This window comes from Syntrophomonas sp. UBA1041, assembly GCF_002316705.1.
In the GTDB taxonomy this organism is placed as follows: Bacteria; Bacillota; Syntrophomonadia; order Syntrophomonadales; family Syntrophomonadaceae; genus DTU019.
In genome coordinates, this window is sequence record NZ_DCEA01000120.1 from 74,787 (window position 1) to 92,344 (window position 17,558).

The following is a 17,558-nucleotide window of genomic DNA, read 5'->3' on the forward strand; positions in this document are numbered from 1 at the left end:
GCCGCCTCACAATTCTCCTATTCGCTGTAATCGAATTCCATGTCCTTGATACGCACCGTATCGCCTGCTTTGATCCCCTGCGCTTTCAGCGCGTCTTCCAGCCCCATGCGATTTATGGTGCGCTGAAATCTTTGCAGGCCTTCGTCAGTGGAAAAATTGGTCATGGTTAAGAGCTTCTCGATGCGGTTGCCGGTGACCACATAGACCCCGTCGACCACATCAATCATGAAGGGGACTTCATCTACAAAACGGGTAACCACGGCTTCTTCCACTTCTTCGGCTTCTGGCGGGGGGGCTTGCTGCAGCAGGCGGTGGAGCCGTTCGATCAATTCGCCCACACCCTGTCCGGTCACCGCGGAGATAAACATCAGCCGCTCCCCGAAAGCCTCCTCCAGCCTACTCCGGTTGGCCCCGGCCTGGGGCAGGTCCATCTTATTGGCTGCGACCAGAAAGGGGCGTTCCATCAATTTAGGGTTGTGGCTGGCCAACTCCCGCTGCAAGGTCTCATAGTCCTGCAGCACGTCACGGCCTTCCGTTTCAGCCGCATCCAAAATGAACAGCAAGACCCGGGTTCTCTCTATATGGCGCAGAAATGCGTGCCCTAAACCGGCTCCCTGATGGGCTCCTTCGATCAAGCCGGGAATATCGGCCACCACAAAGCTCTCATGATCGCGGGTCTCCACCACCCCCAGATTAGGGGTCAGGGTGGTAAAAGGATAGTCGGCTATTTTGGGACGGGCCGCCGAAATACGCGAGATCAAGGTGGATTTGCCCGCATTGGGAAAGCCCACCAGGCCTACATCAGCCAGCAGTTTCAGCTCCAATTTGAGCCATCTTTCCACCCCGGGTTCGCCGTTTTCCGAAACGGTCGGGGCCCGGTTCACAGAGCTGGAAAAGCGCGAATTGCCGCGTCCGCCCCGTCCCCCTTTGGCTACCAGGGCCTCCTGGCCATGTTCGGTAAGATCGGCGATCATTTCGCCGCTTTCTTCGTCTTTGATGACGGTGCCCGCCGGCACCCGCACCACCAGGTCCTGCCCCCAGGCGCCGTGCATGTTTTTCCCCTGGCCATGTTGACCGCGTTCAGCTTTGAAATGGCGATTGTATCTAAAATCCATCAGGGTTCTCAAGCCCTCATCGGCCTGGAATATGACATTGCCTCCTCGCCCCCCGTCGCCGCCGGCAGGGCCTCCCTGGGGGACATATTTCTCCCGGCGAAAGGCTACAATGCCGTTGCCTCCATCGCCCCCTTTAACATATACCCGGGCCTCATCTATAAACATGATGTCACTCCTCTATTTGCACCAGGACTTCCCTGCCCAGAACATGGCCGGAGAACACCACCTGGCCTTTGCCGTCTTTCGCCGTTATACTGGCGTAGATGCAAGGGTCCTCGTCCAATCGCCAGGCCGCCTCCTCTGCCAGTCTTTTAAGGCTTTGATAAGGCTCTTGCTTTTGTTCAAACACGGCATGGGAATCCATCTGCCAGTTTTTATATCTTAGTATTACTCCTAAATCCCCGCATAATAAGGCTTGTTGATAAAAATACAGTGCGGCTTCGGCGGGCATGCTCTCAAACAGCAAGCGCTCCCGCAGGTGCTGTTCGACTATGGAATGTATATATTCGCGGGCTTGCTCAGGTTTGCCCAGATCGATATATCCCATTATGACCTGCAGATCATTGCCATAATCATGCCTTATTCTGCGCAATAGGTTTACCATTTGGTCGGCTTCCATAATTATCCCCCCGGACGTGAACTAATGATAACAAAAACCCCTGAAAAACTCCAGGGGTCTTTAAAACGAGTATCAAGTCTTGAGCTTAAGCTTACTGAGCGGCTGATTCCAGGGGATAGACACTGACCTGCTTCTTATCGCGGCCCTTTCTTTCGAACTTGACCGCGCCGTCGACAACTGCAAACAGGGTATCATCTCCGCCGATCATTACATTGTTGCCGGGATGGATCTTGGTGCCGCGCTGTCTGACCAGAATATTTCCGGCCTTGACAAATTGACCATCCGACCTTTTTACGCCCAGGCGCTTGGAGGTGCTGTCGCGTCCGTTCTTGGAGCTGCCCACCCCTTTTTTATGAGCAAATAATTGCAGGTTAAATGTGAACATGGTTATTACCTCCTGATTCTCACTTTAACGTATCCCGGGTAAGCCTCCTCCAAGGACAACAAACCCGCTTCCATGGTGGATAATATCAGTTGTGCCTTATATTGATCGTCTGAACTCAGATCATCCGGCAAGATACACTCCATCAGGGCGTTTTCGCCCTCTATAATCTGTAGCTGCGGAACCGTGGCCAGATGTTTTGCCAGGCCCAGCACTGCGGTTTGAGCTATGGCCGAAACCCCGGCGCAATAGATATCCCGGCCCGGAGCAGCCTGGCCGGCATGACCGGTGATGGTGAAGGCGGCGATATGCCCTCCCCGGTATTCCATACTTACCGTAATCATCCTACCACGATCTGGTCTATTTTAATCTTGGTAAACGGCTGTCTGTGCCCTTGCTTGCGACGATAATTCTTCCTTTTTTTATACTTGTATACTACAATCTTCTTTTCTTTGCCCTGTTCATAAATTTCTGCGCTGACTGAGGCATTGGCCACCATCGGGTTGCCGACCTTTAAAACGCCATCGTCTTCGCTTACCAGGAGTACCTCGGAAAAAGTGACTTTGTCGCCCTTCTCTCCGGCTATCTTTTCAATTTTCAGAATACTCCCCTCATTGACACGGTACTGCTTGCCACCGGTTTTAATAATAGCATACATCAATAGATACACCTCCGTTTTTTAGACTCGCCGGTGAACAGGCAGGTCTATCGACCATTTGGAGAACCCTCACCGAGCGGTTGCAAAAACTTGCAACACATATGCCAATTTACCATATTAGATAGCCTTCGTCAAGTCTGCACAAAGCCGGCTGAATCATGAATGGCCGAGATTGAAGGGTTTTGACCGCAACGTCCATTGGTAATTTTATTGTCCCCCAAACCGCTGTGATCTTTTTGCAGGAGTATTATCTCGGATAAAGAAATATTCTATCAGGGTTAATTATAAGTCAGGGGGGAATAGAGTTGACAGAGATAAATCACGAAAATGCAAGCAGCCAGGTCACCGCAAATGAAGCCTTAAAGTGGTTGATTGAAGGCAACCGCCGCTATGTTGCCGGACAGTCGGCTCCAACCGACCTTAGCTCCTCCAGGCGCTCGGAGCTGCGCACCCATGGCCAGTATCCTTTTGCTGTGGTCCTCACCTGCTCTGATTCCAGGGTTCCTCCGGAACACATCTTCAATCAAGGCCTGGGCGACCTGTTCGTGGTGCGCGTGGCCGGCAACGTGGTGGATGATGTGGCCCTGGGCAGCATCGAGTACGGGGTGGAACACCTGGGATCGCCGCTGTTGCTGGTTATGGGCCATGATTACTGCGGCGCGGTCAAGGCTACTGTGGATGGAGGCGAAGCGCCGGGCAGTATCGCAGCTATTGTTGAGCGGATTAAACCAACCGTAGATTTGGTAAAGCAAACCGGTGCAGCCGGGAATGAATTGTACCGCAAGGTTGAAGACCAGAACATCCTGGCAGTGATCAGAACAATTCAGGCAAGTCCGATAATAAAGCATTTAACCGAGCACAAGCAATTAACTATTGTGGGGGGTAAATACCACCTGGACTCCGGAGAGGTAACTTTCATAGAAATCTAGACCGTGACGACAGTCTCCCGGGTTGAATTTCTCAACCCGGGTTTTTTTGTCGAGCTGTTGGCAGCTTTTCAGGTGCGCGATATCAAAATAACGGCAAAAGTTGTATGTATACATTGAGCGCTATATTGAGGCAGATTATACTGTAATATGAACGAACCCGGACCGGCGGCGATATGTCCCGGTGCCGTTGGCTTCTCTTTAACCCGGATATATCAAAAATGAACACCAGGGAGGCTGCCATGACAGCGATCCTCACCATCCTGGCCCCGATTTTTATAGTTCTTGCAGCCGGTTACGTGCTGCATCGCTGCGGCCTGTTTACAGACCAATATGTGGAACAATCCAATCAGCTGATTTTCTATGTATTTCTGCCCCTCTTGCTGTTTCACAAGATCTCCCAATCTGATTTTGAGTCTCTCTTCAGCCCCGGCAATCTCCTGGTGATGGTAACTGCCATAGGAGCGGTTTTTCTATTAAGCTGGATATGGGGCGGACTGGCCCACTATCCGCCTTCCATTCTAAGCACTTTCATCAACGATAATTTCCGTTCCAACTTCGTATATATAGGCCTTCCCGTCTGTTATTACGCACTGGGAGACGGCGGTTTGGCCATAGGCAGCGTTCTCACCGCCCTGGCCGTACCGGTAGTCAATATCCTTTCGGTTCTGGCTTTCAGCCCGGTGCAGAACCAGCATTTTAATCTGCGTCTTTTCCTGCTGGATCTGGTAAAAAACCCGCTGATCATCGGCGCTGCATCCGGCATAATGTTTTCCCTGCTCGAAGTCCCAATTCCCGATTTCATAGCGGAAGCCCTGCTGCTGCTGACACAGCTTACCCTGCCTCTGGCACTGTGCTGTATCGGGGCCAGCCTCAGCCTGGCTATCAAGCCCGAACACTGGCCGGTTTTAGCTTCAAGCAGCCTTTTCAAACTATTCCTGCTCCCTTTGATCGCATACGGACTGATGGCTGCATTGCGTTTGCCCCTGGACACCACGGCTAAAGCCTTGCTCATCATGCTGGCCGCACCCAGCGCCGAGATCAACTATACCCTGGCTGCACAGATGAATGGAGAAGCCGACCTGGCTGGCACTACCATTGTGATAACCACCATCCTGTCGGCTTTTTCTTACCTGATATGGTTGAGCTTGCTCAACATTTAAAATGTTTTCTTGGCTTATTGTCCCCGCAGGGTGTATTCCAGGGGGGCCAGGTCATCGCTCTTTAGCAGTTTGATCTTCTTGCCGGAGCGCTTTTCGATATAGGCCAGGTCGTTGGCTTCGCGGTTCATCTCCTCGATAAGGTCGGGATGGGCTTCGCAAATCAGAGTGTCCTGCTGCAAATAGTCCATATTGACCAGCTTGCGTTTTATTTCGCAGGCTACCGACTGCAGGTTGACCGTGCGCCCCTTGCCGTTGCAGCGGGTGCATTCGTCGGTAAAGATCTCCGAAACCCCGTAGCGCGATTTTTTGCGGGTCATCTCCAAAAACCCCAGCCCGGTCATGCCGATAATGCGGGTATGGGCCTTATCCTTGGCCAGTTCGCGCTTCAGGGTCTCCACGATCTCTTCCTGATTCTGTTTGTTCTTCATGTCGATAAAGTCGATCAGTATGATTCCACCCAGACAGCGCAGCCGCAGCTGGCGGGGTATTTCTATGGAAGCCTCCCAATTGATGCGGTATACCGTATCTTCGAAATCATCCTTGCCGGTGTATTTGCCGCTGTTGACATCGATGACCGTCATGGCCTCGGTTTCATCCACAATCAGATAGCCCCCGTTTTTCAGCCATATTTTGCGCCTGAGGGCCCGGCGGATGTCCTTTTCCAGACTATATTTCTCGAATAAATCACCGGCTTCATAAATCACCGCATTGCACACCGTGGCCTTATTCTGCAAATAATTCAAGACCCGCTCCCTGAGCCGCTCATTGTTGAGTATGATGCGGTGTATCTCCACGTCCAGATAGTCTCGCAGGGTACGCTCCAGAACATCGATATCCTCATAGATCAGGCTGGGGGTTTTCATGCGCTGGTAGCGCCTCTCGATCTCTTGCCAGACCTTGATCAGCTCATCCATCTCCGCCAGGATTTCCTCATCATCGGCTTCCAGGCAGGCGGTTCGCAAGATGCAGCCAAATTCTGCGGGTTTGTAGCTGTCCACCAGACTGCGCAGGCATTCTCTGCGCTTGCTGTCAGTGATCTTCCGCGAAATCGAGACCTCCCCCTGAAAAGGCAAAAGGACCAGAAAGTGTCCCGGTATGGTGATGTTGCCGGTCACCCTGGCGCCTTTTTCAGAAAAAGCCTCTTTTTTCACTTGTACCAGGATATCCTGCCCGCTTTTTAAGAGGTCAAAAACATGCCCGCCGCGTTTCTTGCCCGGCGAAATGATATCCCCCGCATACAAAAAGGCGTTCTTGGCCAGGCCGATATCCACAAAGGCGCAAGACAGACCGGGAATAATGTCTTTTACCCGCGCTTTATAGATATTGCCCACGCTTTCATTTTGATCTGCCCAAAATACCTCGGCCAGCCGCCCGTCTTCGACGATGGCCACCCGGGATTCCCAGGGATATACCTCAGCGATGATTTCTCTGATCACAAACGCTTCACCTGCTCTAGAGGAGTATAGAATTGTTCATTGACCTGGCAATAGTTGCCGCTGCGCCATACATCAATGACGTGCCCGGCAGGTATGCCGCAGGCACCCAAAATATCAGCCAGTTCATCGAAGCGAACATTGACCGGTTCTCCAGTGCTGACCCATATTTCTATGATATCAAATTGCTTCTCTGTCATCACAGTGATTTTGTGTATCCCCGGCCTGAGGTCTTTAGTGCGGTTTTTCTTTTTGCCCCGGCTGGCTACAACTAATTCAGGCCGGTTCATAATCATATTCACCTGATGTAAAATTGCCTCATCCGCTTTTTCAACCTTAAAGACGTAACTGGCGGCATTAACCAGGCCCATAATGGAAGGGGCGGAGGGTGCTATGGCAACTGCCTGGAGCGCGGACAGGCCAACCGGAAATACCGCATTGAGCCGGTGGATGAAATCTTCCCCGCTCATCTCGGACTTGAGTTCGATGTCGAAATACTCGCGCTCCCCCCACAGGCCCACCGGCAAAACTGTTCCCAGCGAAAGCTTGATATGGGGATTGAAGCCTTCGCTCAGGGCGTAAGGCACTCTGGCCCGGCGCAAGGCCCTCTCCATGGCATGAATCATATCCAGATTGGCCAGGAAACGCAGCTCCGGCCCCACCCTATATTCCACTCGCAAGCGCATCGTCGCCCTCCCCAATCTCCAAATTCACCTCCAGGGACGGACATACTCCGCAGTCATTGCAGCCTTCATGGCGGCAGTCACTGCTGCTCATGCCGCTATTGGCCAGCTCGTCCTCCCGGATCAGAAATTCCTTGTCGATGCCGGTATCAATAAAATCCCAGGGCAGGGCTTCATCATAACCAACTCCCCGGGTAACGTAGAAGTCGGGGTCTACCCCGCACTCGGCCAAGGCCTCTTGCCAGGCCGGGAAGCGAAAATGCTCGCTCCACCCGTCAAATCGGCATCCCTTTTGCCAGGCCCGGTGGATCACCTGCGCCATTCTGCGGTCTCCCCTGGCGATGGCGCCTTCCAGAAAACTGGTCTCTTCGTCATGGAAGCTTAATTTTATGCCTTTTAAGCGGCGCCGACTCAGATAGCGCCGTTTTTCTCTAAGCTCCGCAATGGAGTCCTGCGGCCTCCATTGAAAAGGGGTGTGAGCTTTGGGGACAAAACAGGCCAGGCTGGCCCTTATCTCCACCCGGCGGGGAGCCAGTTCATCGCCGCGGCCCTTCACCTTGACGAGGAGGTCGATGATACCGTCCAAATCCTCATAGTTTTCCCGGGGCAAACCCATCATAAAATAGAGCTTGAGAGCTGTCCATCCGGAGGAGAAAGCCGCCTCCACCGCATCCATCAATTGCTCTTCGGTGACATTTTTATTGATGACATCGCGCAGTCTCTGAGTTCCGGCCTCCGGGGCCAGAGTTAAGGTGGTTTTCCTCACCTTTTGCACCTCATTGGCCAGGTCGACCGAAAATTGATCCACCCGTAATGAGGGCAAGGCCACTCCGATGCCTTCCGGCCGGTATCTTTGCACCAGTTCCGACACCAGAGGCTTAACCTGCGAGAAGTCCAGGGTGCTGAGAGAAACCAGGGAGACTTCATCATAGCCTGTGCTGCGGATCTGAGCTTCAGCCTGCGCTAAAAGGGTGTTGAGCCGGCGTTCCCTGACCGGCCGGTAGACCATACCGGCATGGCAGAAGCGGCAGCCCCGCTGGCATCCGCGCATCACCTCCAGGACAGCCCGGTCGTGCACCACCGACATATAGGGCACTACGGGCTTTTCCGGGAAATAAGCCTTATCCAGGCTCTTGACCACCCGGCGCCTGACGCGTTCCGGCGCCTTGCTCTCCAGGGGCTTGATGGATTCAAAGCGGCCCTGGGAAGCGTACTGAACCTCATATAAAGAGGGAACGTAAACCCCGTCAAGCTGTGCCATCTGCATCAGCAGGTCGGGGCGGGGAACCCCGCGGCAGCCCTGCACCAGGTCTAATATCTCTAAAAGCACTTCTTCACCGTCGCCTATCACCAGGGCATCGAAGAAATCAGCAAACGGCTCCGGGTTGGCGCATACCGGACCGCCCCCGATGACGATGGGGTGCTGCGCTTCCCGGTCTTTAGCCAGGACCGGGATTCGCCCCAGGTCCAGCATGTTCAGCACATTGGTCAGCGACAGCTCGTATTGCAGGCTAAAACCGATAATATTAAAATTCTCAATGGGTTGGAAGCTTTCCAATGAATAGAGCGGGATGCCCTCTTCGCGCATGATGGCCTCCATATCAGGCCAGGGCGCGTAGCAGCGCTCCAACAGGTGGTTGGTCTTTTCATTTACCAGGCCGTACAAGATCTTACTGCCTACATGCGACATCCCTACTTCATAAACATCCGGGAATGCCAGCAGCATTTTCACCCCGGAGGAATCCCAGTTCTTTTTGATGCTATTAAGTTCACCGCCGGTATAACGGGCTGGTTTACTGACCCGGGGCAGAATGTCGCGGATAAGTTTTTGCTGCAAATCGGCAGCCTCCCATCTTACATGAGTTCTCATAATCAGTATTATTAAATAGTCTGAGGCTTTCCCGGTCTGATTAATTTGAAGGCCAAATGAAGTGATTCAGGCTGCCAAAGCCATATTCCTGGCAGTCCCTGGAAGAATGGCCCGGTTAGAGCTAATCGACCCTGGGAACGCTCGATGTTTATTTTTTATCATAGAGTTTTCGCACCTAAAAAGCAATGCCGCCTATCACTGTCGGCATTGGCGCAAAGTGGCCAGAGGGCCTATCTCCATAAAGCATTCTATCAGTTCGGCTTCGGTATAAACATTTGCCACATGATGATAATCGTCTAAAACCACCACGATCAGATAATGCTTGGGGCGCGTGTCTTTGAGCAGGGATCTTAGCGGCGTATCCCAGGAGCTGACCACCTGCCTGGTTTCCAAAAACCCCAGCCGGTTCAACTCCGACTTTTTATGGATCAGGTAACGCATAAAAGAGTAGGCCAAAAAGCGGCTTTCCCGCACCGCAAACCAGAACAAGACCATTCCTGCCAATATCTCCTGGGCCATATATACAGCCTCTGAAGTATAGTAAAACCCATGGCAGATGATGGCGGCAGCGAATGCCATACCCGTAAAGGCAGCCAAACGGGTGCTTTTTCTAAAGCCCATCAGGGGGGAAAGCCAGGAACGCAGGATCCTGCCCCCGTCCATGGGAAGAGCGGGCAGAAGATTGAACAAGCCCAGAAACAGGTTGCAGCGCATCAACCACAAACTGGTATCAGCATCCAGTCCGGTAGGCACAAAATAAAAAAAAGCCGCCAAACTCAAACTGCTCAAGGGGCCGGCCAGGGACATGAATAGTTCCTTTTCCGGTTCTAGGCCCGTAAAGTCTGCAATTTGTGCCTGCCCTCCAAAAGGAGTCAATTCTACTGCGCTAACCTTGATACCAAGCGCCCGGGCGGTTATGACATGGGCCATTTCATGAAAAAACAGGGCTGCCATAAGCAGGAGCAACAGCCGGCCTTGACCCAGGTAAGTATATAATCCGACCAAGGCCAGGACCAGCCAGTGGATGCGATAGGAGGTACCGGCAAGCTTCGCTATCGGTATCATTAAGGAAACAGATTGCTCGGATCCAAAGGTCCTTGCGGGGAATTGACGGCAAAATAAAACTGGTTCCCGCTGCGTCCGATCACGGTATCTTTGGTGACTGTCTGACCGGTGCGCACCAATACCCGATCCAGTTGTCCGTATTCAGAAGTCAGCCCCTGTTCATGCTCAATGACCGCCGTGTACTGACCCGCCTCACCTTTAATCATGGTAATCTTCCCCGGCAGAATCGGCTTTACCGCCGTGTTGGGGTTAACCTGCAACAGGATTCCCGGGGAAGGCTCGGATTCATTCTGGCCGGTATACCAGCTGCTTCCGAAGGGGAGCAATACACCTGTGTAAGCACAGGGCAGCTGCAGCACCTGGTCAGATACGGCCGGTTCCAGTTGCCGCCCGGCCAGGCGTTCGCTAAAGGCGGCCAGGACTCGATTAGCCCATTGATCCTCGTAAAGGATCACCCGCAGGGCTGGTTCCACCAGGTTTCTGCTCCAATTGCCAGACTGCAGTGAGTATCCCACCAGGGCTACTATGGCTATAACCACCAATAGTCTAATACGAAAACTTCCCAGCACCGGCTTGACCCCCTTTTTTGCCTGACTTAGACCAAGCAGTCATGCTACAGTATATAAAGGCAGGTCAAAATGTATGCCAATAGTTGTAAGGCAGGCGCGGATCTCAGACCAATCAGGGGGACCAATCAGGGGGACGGTTCTCGATCAAGAGAACCGTCCCCCTGATTGGTCCCACCTGATTGGTCCCCAGGCCCGCCTAGCGGCGGGATTTTTTTACTACTCTGTCATAAACCTTGGCGGGGATCACATAGCGGGATAGATCCAATACCCGGTCAAACAACCTCAACAATGGTTCACTGCCGTCCCAGTAATTTTCCAGGCGTTCAAAGGATACGCTGTTCATCAGCCTCTTCAATACCAGGGCCAGGAGCAAAATGTCGTCGACCTGGCCCAAGGCCGGGATCATATCGGGCAGAAAATCCAGGGGGGACAACACATAAGTGGCTGTGCCCAGTAATAACAGGCGGTCAGCATGGGTTACCCCTTCGTCTTTAAGCAGTCGATACACCATTTTCAGCAAGTTGGGTATAAAGTACAGCACTTCCTGAATGGCATTGCCCGGTGCTGCTTCGCCGCTATTCCGGGCCTCAGCGTTTTCAAATGCCATTTTCAACCCTCCGTTTTACCCTTATCATGCTCAAAACACGATTTTCTTACCCCGCACATTCACAGACAGAATCAGGGCTACCGCCAGAAGATTGGTGAGCATGGAACTGCCGCCATAGCTTATAAAAGGAAGAGGTATCCCGGTTACCGGCATCATGCCAATACACATGCCGATATTTTCGAAAATGTGGAACAACCACATGGCTGTAATCCCGGTTACCAGCAAACCGCCGTATAATTCCCGGGAATTGGCGGCTATATAAACCGCCCGCATCAGCAGTACGCCAAACAAGACCAGGACCAGCCCGGCGCCAATAAATCCCAATTCCTCGCCGATGACCGCATAAATGAAGTCGGTGTGATGCTCGGGCAAGAAGTTCAACTGCACCTGGCTGCCCTGGAACAGGCCTTTCCCGGCGAACCCGCCCGAGCCAATGGCCACCAGTGACTGAATGATGTTCCAACCTGCGTCGCGCCCACCCATACCGTCATTGTAGGGATTGATAAATACGATAAGACGCTGTAATTGGTAATCTTTCAAAGGTATCCACAGGCCAACCTGAAAATGCAGCAATAAGACCAGGCCGATTAAGGCCAGTGCGCCCAGAAGAATAAAGAGCAACACCCGCTGATTGGCTCCGGCCACATACATCATGATGAACGTTATGGCGATATAAACCAGGGCGGTACCCAGATCAGGCTGCAGCATAATAAGAATAAACGGCACCCCCATAAAGACGAAGCAAGGCAGCATTCCCGCCAAGTTATTCATCTCGCCGCGGCGCCGCTGCAGAAAATCAGCGAAAGACAACACCAGCAGAACTTTGGTAAACTCGGCGGGCTGAAGCGGGGGCAATGGGCCTATAGCTATCCACCCCGTGGTGCCGCGAACTTCCTGGCCAAAAAGCAAGACTGCCACCAGCATCAGTATAGAAAGCCCGTAGAGAAAAGGACTTAACCCTTTAAGCTGCAAATAATCGTAGCGGACAATGATAAACATCGCCGCCAGACCGACTGCGATCATAACCAGTTGCTTTTTTATATAATAATAAGGATCGCTGGAGATGCCGCTGCTGGCACTGAGCTGAATCACCAGCCCCATGACCAGGATCGCGGCCAGACTCAATAAGAAAGGACGATCCACGAATTTCAGTCTCTTTACGTCCACAATTAAACCCTCCCAGACCATTATAGAATGTAGTAAAAATCGCTGTCCACTCTCAAATCCAGCCAGTTATTAAGCCGTAATTCTATGTAATCAGGAGGAAAATGCCCGAAATTAAAGAAGAATGACAAAACCCGGGGTGGGCAACCCGGGCTTTGTCGAGACGTTAGAAGCTCAAGGACTTTCATTAAGGAGGAATAGAGTCTTTTTAATTATCCACCTCCGCCATGCGGGGACGCTTAAAACCTTTCACCGGTATATTGGCCACCAAGGCGAAGGACGAGTCCTCATTGGCAAGGTTCACCTGCAGGGCTTCTTCGTCTATTTCCAAATATTCTCTTATAACCTTGAGCAGATCTTCTTTAAGAAGATTGAGATATTCGGGAGATATTGAGGAACGGTCATGAACCAGCACCAGACGCAGACGCTCCTTGGCCACCTCTTTGCTGGCCACGTTGTCCTTGGAAAAAATTCTGCTTAGTACGTCCAACAAAGCCATGTCCCCTCCCCCCTATCTTGCCAGCTTCAGCATTTTCATAAATTTGTCAACCAGATTGTCATTGCTCTCCGTCGCTATAGGCACGGTCTCGCCCATTATGCGGCGTGCGATGCGGCGGTAAGCCCCGCCGGCTCGGGAGGCGTTCTCCAGTACCGCCGGCTCGCCGCGATTGGTGGAAACCACGATGGTTTCGTCTTCGGGCACTACTCCCACCAGATCGATAGCGAGAATATCCAGAATATCCTCTATGTCCATCATGTCGCCCCGCTTTACCATCTTGCTGCGCAGGCGATTGATAATCAGCTTGCTTTTACTCAGTCCAGCCGCTTCCAGCAGACCAATAATGCGGTCAGCGTCTCTAACCGAAGAGACCTCCGGGGTAGCTACCACAATGGCATCATCAGCGCCGGCGATGGCGTTGCGGAAACCCTGTTCGATCCCTGCCGGGCAGTCCACCAGAATATAGTCAAATTCGTTGCGCAGTTCATTGGTCAGGTTTTTCATCTGATGAGGAGTGACCGCATTCTTGTCCTTGGTTTGTGCTGCAGGCAGCAGGAACAAGGCCTCGTAGCGCTTATCTTTAATCAAAGCCTGTTTTAGTTTACAGGTTCCGTTCACTGCATCGACAATATCGAATACGATGCGATTCTCCAATCCCATAACGACATCCAGATTTCTAAGTCCGATATCCGTATCCAGCATGACTACCTTTTTGCCCATCATAGCCAAAGCTGTTCCCAAGTTAGCCGTGGTCGTGGTTTTCCCCACGCCGCCTTTTCCGGACGTTACCACCAGAACCCTACTCTTCATCCCCAAGCCTCCAATCATATTTTTAGCTTTTCTATGACAACCTTGTCCTCCCTGATGCGCGCCAGTTCGGGATTCTTTGCCGTTACCACCTCATTATCCGGAGGTCTGGTAATATGGTCGGCAATCCTGAGCTGGGTCGGACTCAGGCGATATGCTGAAATGACTGCGTTTTGATCTCCAAGTGCACCGGCATGGGCCATCCCCCGCAGGCACCCCATCACTACAATGTTGCCACCAGCCACAACCTCCGCACCGGGGTTTACATCGCCTAGAATCACGATGTTTCCCCTGCAAGCCAGTTTTTGACCTGAACGTACATTCTTGCACAACAGTACAGTTTCTTGATAATGCGGCATATTGTCTATCAGTGGTCTATCCCTGCCGGGATCTTCCTCAACGTCGACTATGTCCAGCAGGTATACACCGTGGGACAACAAAACCAGTTCAAGCTCTTTTAATTCCCGGTTGGTGAGACGCCGCTGCCCGATACCAAGGCAGATCTGCGTCCCTTGAGGGTATTTCAGCAGGGAGAGCTGCTGGTCCAAACCCTGCTTCATGTCTTTAAAGCGCTGGTAGGGGCTTAAATCTATGGTCTCCTGCACACGTACCTCATTTGCTGCGGTCAACATTCAACCACCCCCTTAACATTGTTGCAGGTCCTATTTCCTTATCATTCTATTGTTGCTATTATATTCCTTTAGCGAAAAAGCAGAAGATAGAGGTTATTTTCGCAAAAAACCCCTATCCTGGTCGGTTCTATGCCATTAAATTACGCCATTAATCAGCAGCAATATTCGACAGATTCTCCCGGACTTGTTCCATGATCACATCATCACTGCGGTGGTCCTTGATACCGAAATATTGTTCAAAAACATCCCGGGCCACTATTCCGGCCGACTCGCTGCCATGATAACCATACTCGACCACCCCGGCAAAGGCGATTTCGGGGTTGTCGAAAGGAGCAAAGGCCAGAAAAACCCCATTGTAATTTGCGGAGGAGCCGTCCGGAGAACGGCGGTTTTGAGCCGTTCCGGTTTTCGCGGCCACTTTGATGTGGGGGGGAAAGTTGTTGAATAAAAAGTATCCGGTCCCGCCAGGCTCGGTAACAGCCAGCATGGCCTGTTTGGTCTGGGCCAGGGTCTGGCTGGAAACCGCGGCCTCATGCGCCACCCGGGGGCTGAATTGTTGAATAACCCTCCCGTCCGGAGAAGAAATGCGGTCCACCACATAAGGCTGCATGCGCAGACCCCCGTTGGCCACGGCTGCCGCAAAATTTGCCAGCTGCAGGACGGTATAGTCATTGTTGCCTTCCCCAATCGACATATTGAAAGTATCGAAAGCCTGCCAGTTGGTGTCCCAGTTGTAGTCAATCCGGTATTGCGCCTCCAATTGCGCACTTTCGTTCTTTTTTTGCGCTTCCAGCTTTTTGAGCGCAGCCGGGTCTGATTCAGCGTTCATTAACTGCTGGTATTTATCCTCCAATTGTTTTCTGAGGCTGTCGTATTTTCGATTGATGAGAAGATCGTTAAGCTCCTTTTTCCACTCCGGAGTGGGCAGCAGTCCGGCCACTTCATAGGGCAGGTCGATGCCGGTTTTGCTTCCCAATCCAAATTCCGCGGCCATCCTTACTATGCCCTCCTGTCCCGCCCGGCGGCCCATTTCCTGAAAATATACGTTGCAGGAACCGGCCATACCGGAGTAGTAATTAACATGGCCGTGCACGCCCCAGCACCTGATATACGGGGCCACCCAGTAAGCGCCACTGCATTTGACATAGTCATTGCCGGCATCTACCACTCCGCTTTCCAGGGCAGCCATACCGGTGATCGGCTTAAAAGTCGATCCAGGCGGATAACTGACCTGTATCGCCCGGTTGAGAAAGGCGCCGGGATTCATGGGATCGTATTCAGCGCCCTGGGGAAAGTAATAGGCGGCACGAGCAGTGCTGATATTGCCTTTCCAATCATCGGGATACATGGCGGGCAGACTGCACATGGCCAGAACCTGGCCGGTTTTGACATTGAGCAAAACAGCTGAGGCCACCCGAGCGCGGGGATGGTTTTTCTGCAGTGTGGCCAGCATATTTTCCATGCTTTTTTCCATGACTTGCTGCAGGTCTTTATCCAGGGTCAGATATATGTTGTTGCCCTGCTGCGGCTCCAGAGTCACCAGTTCTCGAACCGGCCGCCCGCGCGAATCCACTTCCACATTGCGGGCCCCGTCCTGTCCGCGCAGTTCCTTTTCATACTGCTTTTCCACCCCGGATTTTCCGATCAGACTGCTCAGGCTGTATTTATAGTCCTGTTCCTGATCTATTTCTTCGGGGCTGATGGAATGTATATAACCCAGCACATGGCCGGCCAGAGCGCCCTCGGGGTAGTTTCTCAAGGGTTCCACATCCACCAATACCCCGGGCAGTTCCTGGCGGCGCTCCTCCAGTTGAATGACCAGTTCCCAGGGAATATCGCGCAACAATACCACCGGCTCGAATAAGCGGTATTCCTGCTGACTTATCTTTTCATTAATCAATTGCTCGGTTATTTCCGGGTAGGTTGGCTGGAGCAGTGAGACCAGGTGAGCCACCACTTCACTCTGATCGCTCATGGCGGTATAATTCAAACTCAGGGTATAAACCAGTTCGTTGGCAGCCAAAACCCTGCCAGTGCGGTCGTAGATTTCTCCCCGGGGCGCCTTGATAGGGACCAGCCGCACCCGGTTTTCTTTAGCTTTAGCCTGGTATTCGGCATTGAAGAGCAATTGCACCACCGCCAGCCTCACCAGCAAAATCGACAATAATGCAATAAGCATATATGAATACCATTTCAGTCTGGGTCTAACTTCATCGGGTTTCATTTACCTCTCCCTATTTGAACGGAGCAAGCCGTATCGAGAAGAATTATAATACCATACATATAACGGCGTGGCCAATAACAAATTGAATATAGCATGATAGAACAGAGTGATGAAGACCTGCTGATCGAGATCGATCATCACCGCCGAAGCCAGGCTGAGGATAAACAAAAATAAGAAATTTAATACCGTACCGATCAATACCGACAAGATACCCACAGCCAGATTCTCTTTAAATACGCTGCCCTGCAGAATACCGATGGCATATGCGGTAAGTCCCTTGGCCAGGGCATTCATGCCTATAAAACGCCCCAGCAGAAGATCCTCCAAAAAGCCGCAGAAAAACCCGTATCGGGCAGCCTTTGGGGCGTCATTTAAGAGAGCATAGAAAATCACAAAAACCAGAACCAGGTCCGGCAACGTGTTCTTTATACTATAGACGCCAAATAATGTCGATTGTAAAAATAATGCCAGAACTGGCAGCAAGAACAGCATCAGATAACGCACGGTTTACTCCCCTGAGACAGAGGCGCCCCGATACGATGTAACCAGGAGCACTTCCTCCAATTGGTCGAACTGAACCGCCGGCGTAACCTCCGCTGACTTCAAGAGTCCTCCGGCTTCGTCAGTTATCTCCTGTACAGTCCCTATTAAAATACCCTGCGGATAGATTTGGGATAACCCTGAAGTCACGACTTTCTCGCCGACATTGATAGTAGAGTAATAGGGGATGTTGGCCATGCTCAGAAGATTGTGGTCCCCAACTCCTTCCACAATACCCCTGGTCTCGCGGCTGTCCTGAGCAACCACCCCGACCGCCATTTCCCGGTCCGTCAGCAGGTTGACTTGAGCCGTATGCTGGCTGGTGCTGGTCACCCGGCCTACCAGGCCTTGAGGGCTGATCACCGCCATGTTGCGCTGCACCCCTTCGGCTTCACCCCGGTCAATAACGATATATTGATACCAGGTGCTGGGACTGCGCGCAATCACCCGCACCGGGGTTAAGCTGTAGGTCTCCAGGTTTTCATTGGTGAATGCGATCAGCTTTTGCAGGCGCAGAGCTTCGGCACGGTATTCGTGCAAGGCCTGGTTTTCCAGATTCAAGGCCTGATTCTGCTCCTGCAGGGATTCAACCTGCTGCAAGA

20 protein-coding genes and 1 other annotated feature are annotated in these 17,558 nt (G+C 52.2%); of the genes, 2 read left to right on the forward strand and 18 right to left on the reverse strand.

What is annotated here, in order from left to right; genetic code table 11:
* Nucleotides 1–17: 17 nt before the first annotated feature.
* From obgE to rplU, 5 genes are all read right to left on the reverse strand, one after another.
* On the reverse strand, nucleotides 18–1,280 hold the full coding sequence (gene obgE, locus B2633_RS17680; protein ID WP_483171962.1) for a GTPase ObgE: 1,263 nt from the start codon (nucleotides 1,278–1,280) through the stop codon (nucleotides 18–20).
* A gap of 4 nt (nucleotides 1,281–1,284) precedes the next feature.
* Complete coding sequence (locus B2633_RS17685; RefSeq protein ID WP_483171963.1) at nucleotides 1,285–1,734, reverse strand: Spo0B domain-containing protein; 450 nt, start codon at nucleotides 1,732–1,734, stop codon at nucleotides 1,285–1,287.
* 91 nt (nucleotides 1,735–1,825) lie between these two features.
* Nucleotides 1,826–2,119 carry a 50S ribosomal protein L27 gene (gene rpmA, locus B2633_RS17690; RefSeq protein ID WP_481037895.1) on the reverse strand — a complete coding sequence of 98 codons (294 nt, stop codon included), beginning with the start codon at nucleotides 2,117–2,119 and terminating at the stop codon, nucleotides 1,826–1,828.
* A gap of 5 nt (nucleotides 2,120–2,124) precedes the next feature.
* Nucleotides 2,125–2,445 carry a ribosomal-processing cysteine protease Prp gene (locus tag B2633_RS17695; protein ID WP_481037894.1) on the reverse strand — a complete coding sequence of 107 codons (321 nt, stop codon included), beginning with the start codon at nucleotides 2,443–2,445 and terminating at the stop codon, nucleotides 2,125–2,127.
* A gap of 11 nt (nucleotides 2,446–2,456) precedes the next feature.
* A complete protein-coding gene (rplU, locus tag B2633_RS17700; RefSeq protein WP_483171981.1) occupies nucleotides 2,457–2,774 on the reverse strand; it encodes a 50S ribosomal protein L21 in 318 nt (105 codons plus the stop codon).
* 13 nt (nucleotides 2,775–2,787) lie between these two features.
* Nucleotides 2,788–2,866, reverse strand: a sequence feature (ribosomal protein L21 leader region).
* Nucleotides 2,867–3,079: 213 nt separating this feature from the next.
* Between rplU and B2633_RS17705 the strand changes: the two genes are divergently transcribed.
* Complete coding sequence (locus tag B2633_RS17705) at nucleotides 3,080–3,703, forward strand: carbonic anhydrase (protein ID WP_481037893.1); 624 nt, start codon at nucleotides 3,080–3,082, stop codon at nucleotides 3,701–3,703.
* Nucleotides 3,704–3,921: 218 nt separating this feature from the next.
* Entirely contained in the window at nucleotides 3,922–4,863 is a 942-nt protein-coding gene (locus tag B2633_RS17710; protein ID WP_483171964.1) for an AEC family transporter, read from the forward strand.
* Between the two features lie 14 nt (nucleotides 4,864–4,877).
* Here B2633_RS17710 and B2633_RS17715 read toward each other — a convergent pair whose 3' ends face one another.
* The 13 genes from B2633_RS17715 to mreC all read right to left on the reverse strand — a co-directional run.
* Complete coding sequence (locus B2633_RS17715; RefSeq protein WP_483171965.1) at nucleotides 4,878–6,299, reverse strand: Rne/Rng family ribonuclease; 1,422 nt, start codon at nucleotides 6,297–6,299, stop codon at nucleotides 4,878–4,880.
* Nucleotides 6,296–6,982 (reverse strand): TIGR03936 family radical SAM-associated protein, encoded by a 687-nt coding sequence (locus B2633_RS17720; RefSeq protein WP_483171966.1) that lies wholly within the window; start codon nucleotides 6,980–6,982, stop codon nucleotides 6,296–6,298. Before B2633_RS17720 ends, B2633_RS17715 begins: the two co-directional genes overlap by 4 nt.
* Nucleotides 6,960–8,849, reverse strand: coding sequence for a TIGR03960 family B12-binding radical SAM protein (locus tag B2633_RS17725; protein WP_483171967.1), 1,890 nt, complete (start codon nucleotides 8,847–8,849; stop codon nucleotides 6,960–6,962). Before B2633_RS17725 ends, B2633_RS17720 begins: the two co-directional genes overlap by 23 nt.
* Before the next feature lie 195 nt (nucleotides 8,850–9,044).
* On the reverse strand, nucleotides 9,045–9,914 hold the full coding sequence (locus B2633_RS17730; protein WP_483171968.1) for a site-2 protease family protein: 870 nt from the start codon (nucleotides 9,912–9,914) through the stop codon (nucleotides 9,045–9,047).
* Nucleotides 9,914–10,483: a peptidoglycan DD-metalloendopeptidase family protein gene (locus B2633_RS17735; protein ID WP_483171969.1), complete on the reverse strand. Its 570-nt coding sequence runs from the start codon at nucleotides 10,481–10,483 to the stop codon at nucleotides 9,914–9,916. The genes B2633_RS17730 and B2633_RS17735 overlap by 1 nt, the downstream gene beginning before the upstream one ends.
* Nucleotides 10,484–10,679: 196 nt before the next feature.
* Nucleotides 10,680–11,090: a YkvA family protein gene (locus B2633_RS17740; RefSeq protein WP_483171970.1), complete on the reverse strand. Its 411-nt coding sequence runs from the start codon at nucleotides 11,088–11,090 to the stop codon at nucleotides 10,680–10,682.
* Nucleotides 11,091–11,120: 30 nt separating this feature from the next.
* Complete coding sequence (rodA, locus tag B2633_RS17745) at nucleotides 11,121–12,257, reverse strand: rod shape-determining protein RodA (RefSeq protein WP_481037885.1); 1,137 nt, start codon at nucleotides 12,255–12,257, stop codon at nucleotides 11,121–11,123.
* A 205-nt stretch (nucleotides 12,258–12,462) separates the two neighbouring features.
* Nucleotides 12,463–12,747 carry a cell division topological specificity factor MinE gene (gene minE, locus B2633_RS17750; RefSeq protein WP_481043109.1) on the reverse strand — a complete coding sequence of 95 codons (285 nt, stop codon included), beginning with the start codon at nucleotides 12,745–12,747 and terminating at the stop codon, nucleotides 12,463–12,465.
* A gap of 18 nt (nucleotides 12,748–12,765) precedes the next feature.
* A complete protein-coding gene (gene minD / locus B2633_RS17755; RefSeq protein ID WP_481037884.1) occupies nucleotides 12,766–13,563 on the reverse strand; it encodes a septum site-determining protein MinD in 798 nt (265 codons plus the stop codon).
* Between the two features lie 14 nt (nucleotides 13,564–13,577).
* Nucleotides 13,578–14,192: a septum site-determining protein MinC gene (gene minC / locus B2633_RS17760; RefSeq protein ID WP_481037883.1), complete on the reverse strand. Its 615-nt coding sequence runs from the start codon at nucleotides 14,190–14,192 to the stop codon at nucleotides 13,578–13,580.
* A 148-nt stretch (nucleotides 14,193–14,340) separates the two neighbouring features.
* Complete coding sequence (locus B2633_RS17765) at nucleotides 14,341–16,416, reverse strand: penicillin-binding protein 2 (RefSeq protein WP_483171971.1); 2,076 nt, start codon at nucleotides 16,414–16,416, stop codon at nucleotides 14,341–14,343.
* The gene (gene mreD / locus B2633_RS17770; RefSeq protein ID WP_481037881.1) at nucleotides 16,417–16,920 is read right to left on the reverse strand and encodes a rod shape-determining protein MreD; all 504 of its coding nucleotides are present in this window, start codon (nucleotides 16,918–16,920) and stop codon (nucleotides 16,417–16,419) included.
* 3 nt (nucleotides 16,921–16,923) lie between these two features.
* On the reverse strand, nucleotides 16,924–17,558 hold a 635-nt coding region (mreC, locus tag B2633_RS17775; protein WP_483171972.1), incomplete at its 5' end, for a rod shape-determining protein MreC.

Excerpts from the sequence above, each read along its gene's own strand:
- rpmA (WP_481037895.1), bottom strand. The coding sequence starts at position 2,119 with ATGTTCACATTTAACCTGCAATTATTTGCTCATAAAAAAGGGGTGGGC.
- minC (WP_481037883.1), bottom strand. The coding sequence starts at position 14,192 with ATGTTGACCGCAGCAAATGAGGTACGTGTGCAGGAGACCATAGATTTA.
- B2633_RS17740 (WP_483171970.1), bottom strand. The coding sequence starts at position 11,090 with ATGGCATTTGAAAACGCTGAGGCCCGGAATAGCGGCGAAGCAGCACCG.
- B2633_RS17730 (WP_483171968.1), bottom strand. The coding sequence starts at position 9,914 with ATGATACCGATAGCGAAGCTTGCCGGTACCTCCTATCGCATCCACTGG.
- B2633_RS17685 (WP_483171963.1), bottom strand. The coding sequence starts at position 1,734 with ATGGAAGCCGACCAAATGGTAAACCTATTGCGCAGAATAAGGCATGAT.
- B2633_RS17725 (WP_483171967.1), bottom strand. The coding sequence starts at position 8,849 with ATGAGAACTCATGTAAGATGGGAGGCTGCCGATTTGCAGCAAAAACTT.
- minD (WP_481037884.1), bottom strand. The coding sequence starts at position 13,563 with ATGAAGAGTAGGGTTCTGGTGGTAACGTCCGGAAAAGGCGGCGTGGGG.
- B2633_RS17765 (WP_483171971.1), bottom strand. The coding sequence starts at position 16,416 with ATGAAACCCGATGAAGTTAGACCCAGACTGAAATGGTATTCATATATG.
- obgE (WP_483171962.1), bottom strand. The coding sequence starts at position 1,280 with ATGTTTATAGATGAGGCCCGGGTATATGTTAAAGGGGGCGATGGAGGC.
- rplU (WP_483171981.1), bottom strand. The coding sequence starts at position 2,774 with ATGTATGCTATTATTAAAACCGGTGGCAAGCAGTACCGTGTCAATGAG.
- B2633_RS17720 (WP_483171966.1), bottom strand. The coding sequence starts at position 6,982 with ATGCGCTTGCGAGTGGAATATAGGGTGGGGCCGGAGCTGCGTTTCCTG.
- B2633_RS17695 (WP_481037894.1), bottom strand. The coding sequence starts at position 2,445 with ATGGAATACCGGGGAGGGCATATCGCCGCCTTCACCATCACCGGTCAT.
- B2633_RS17710 (WP_483171964.1), top strand. The coding sequence starts at position 3,922 with ATGAACACCAGGGAGGCTGCCATGACAGCGATCCTCACCATCCTGGCC.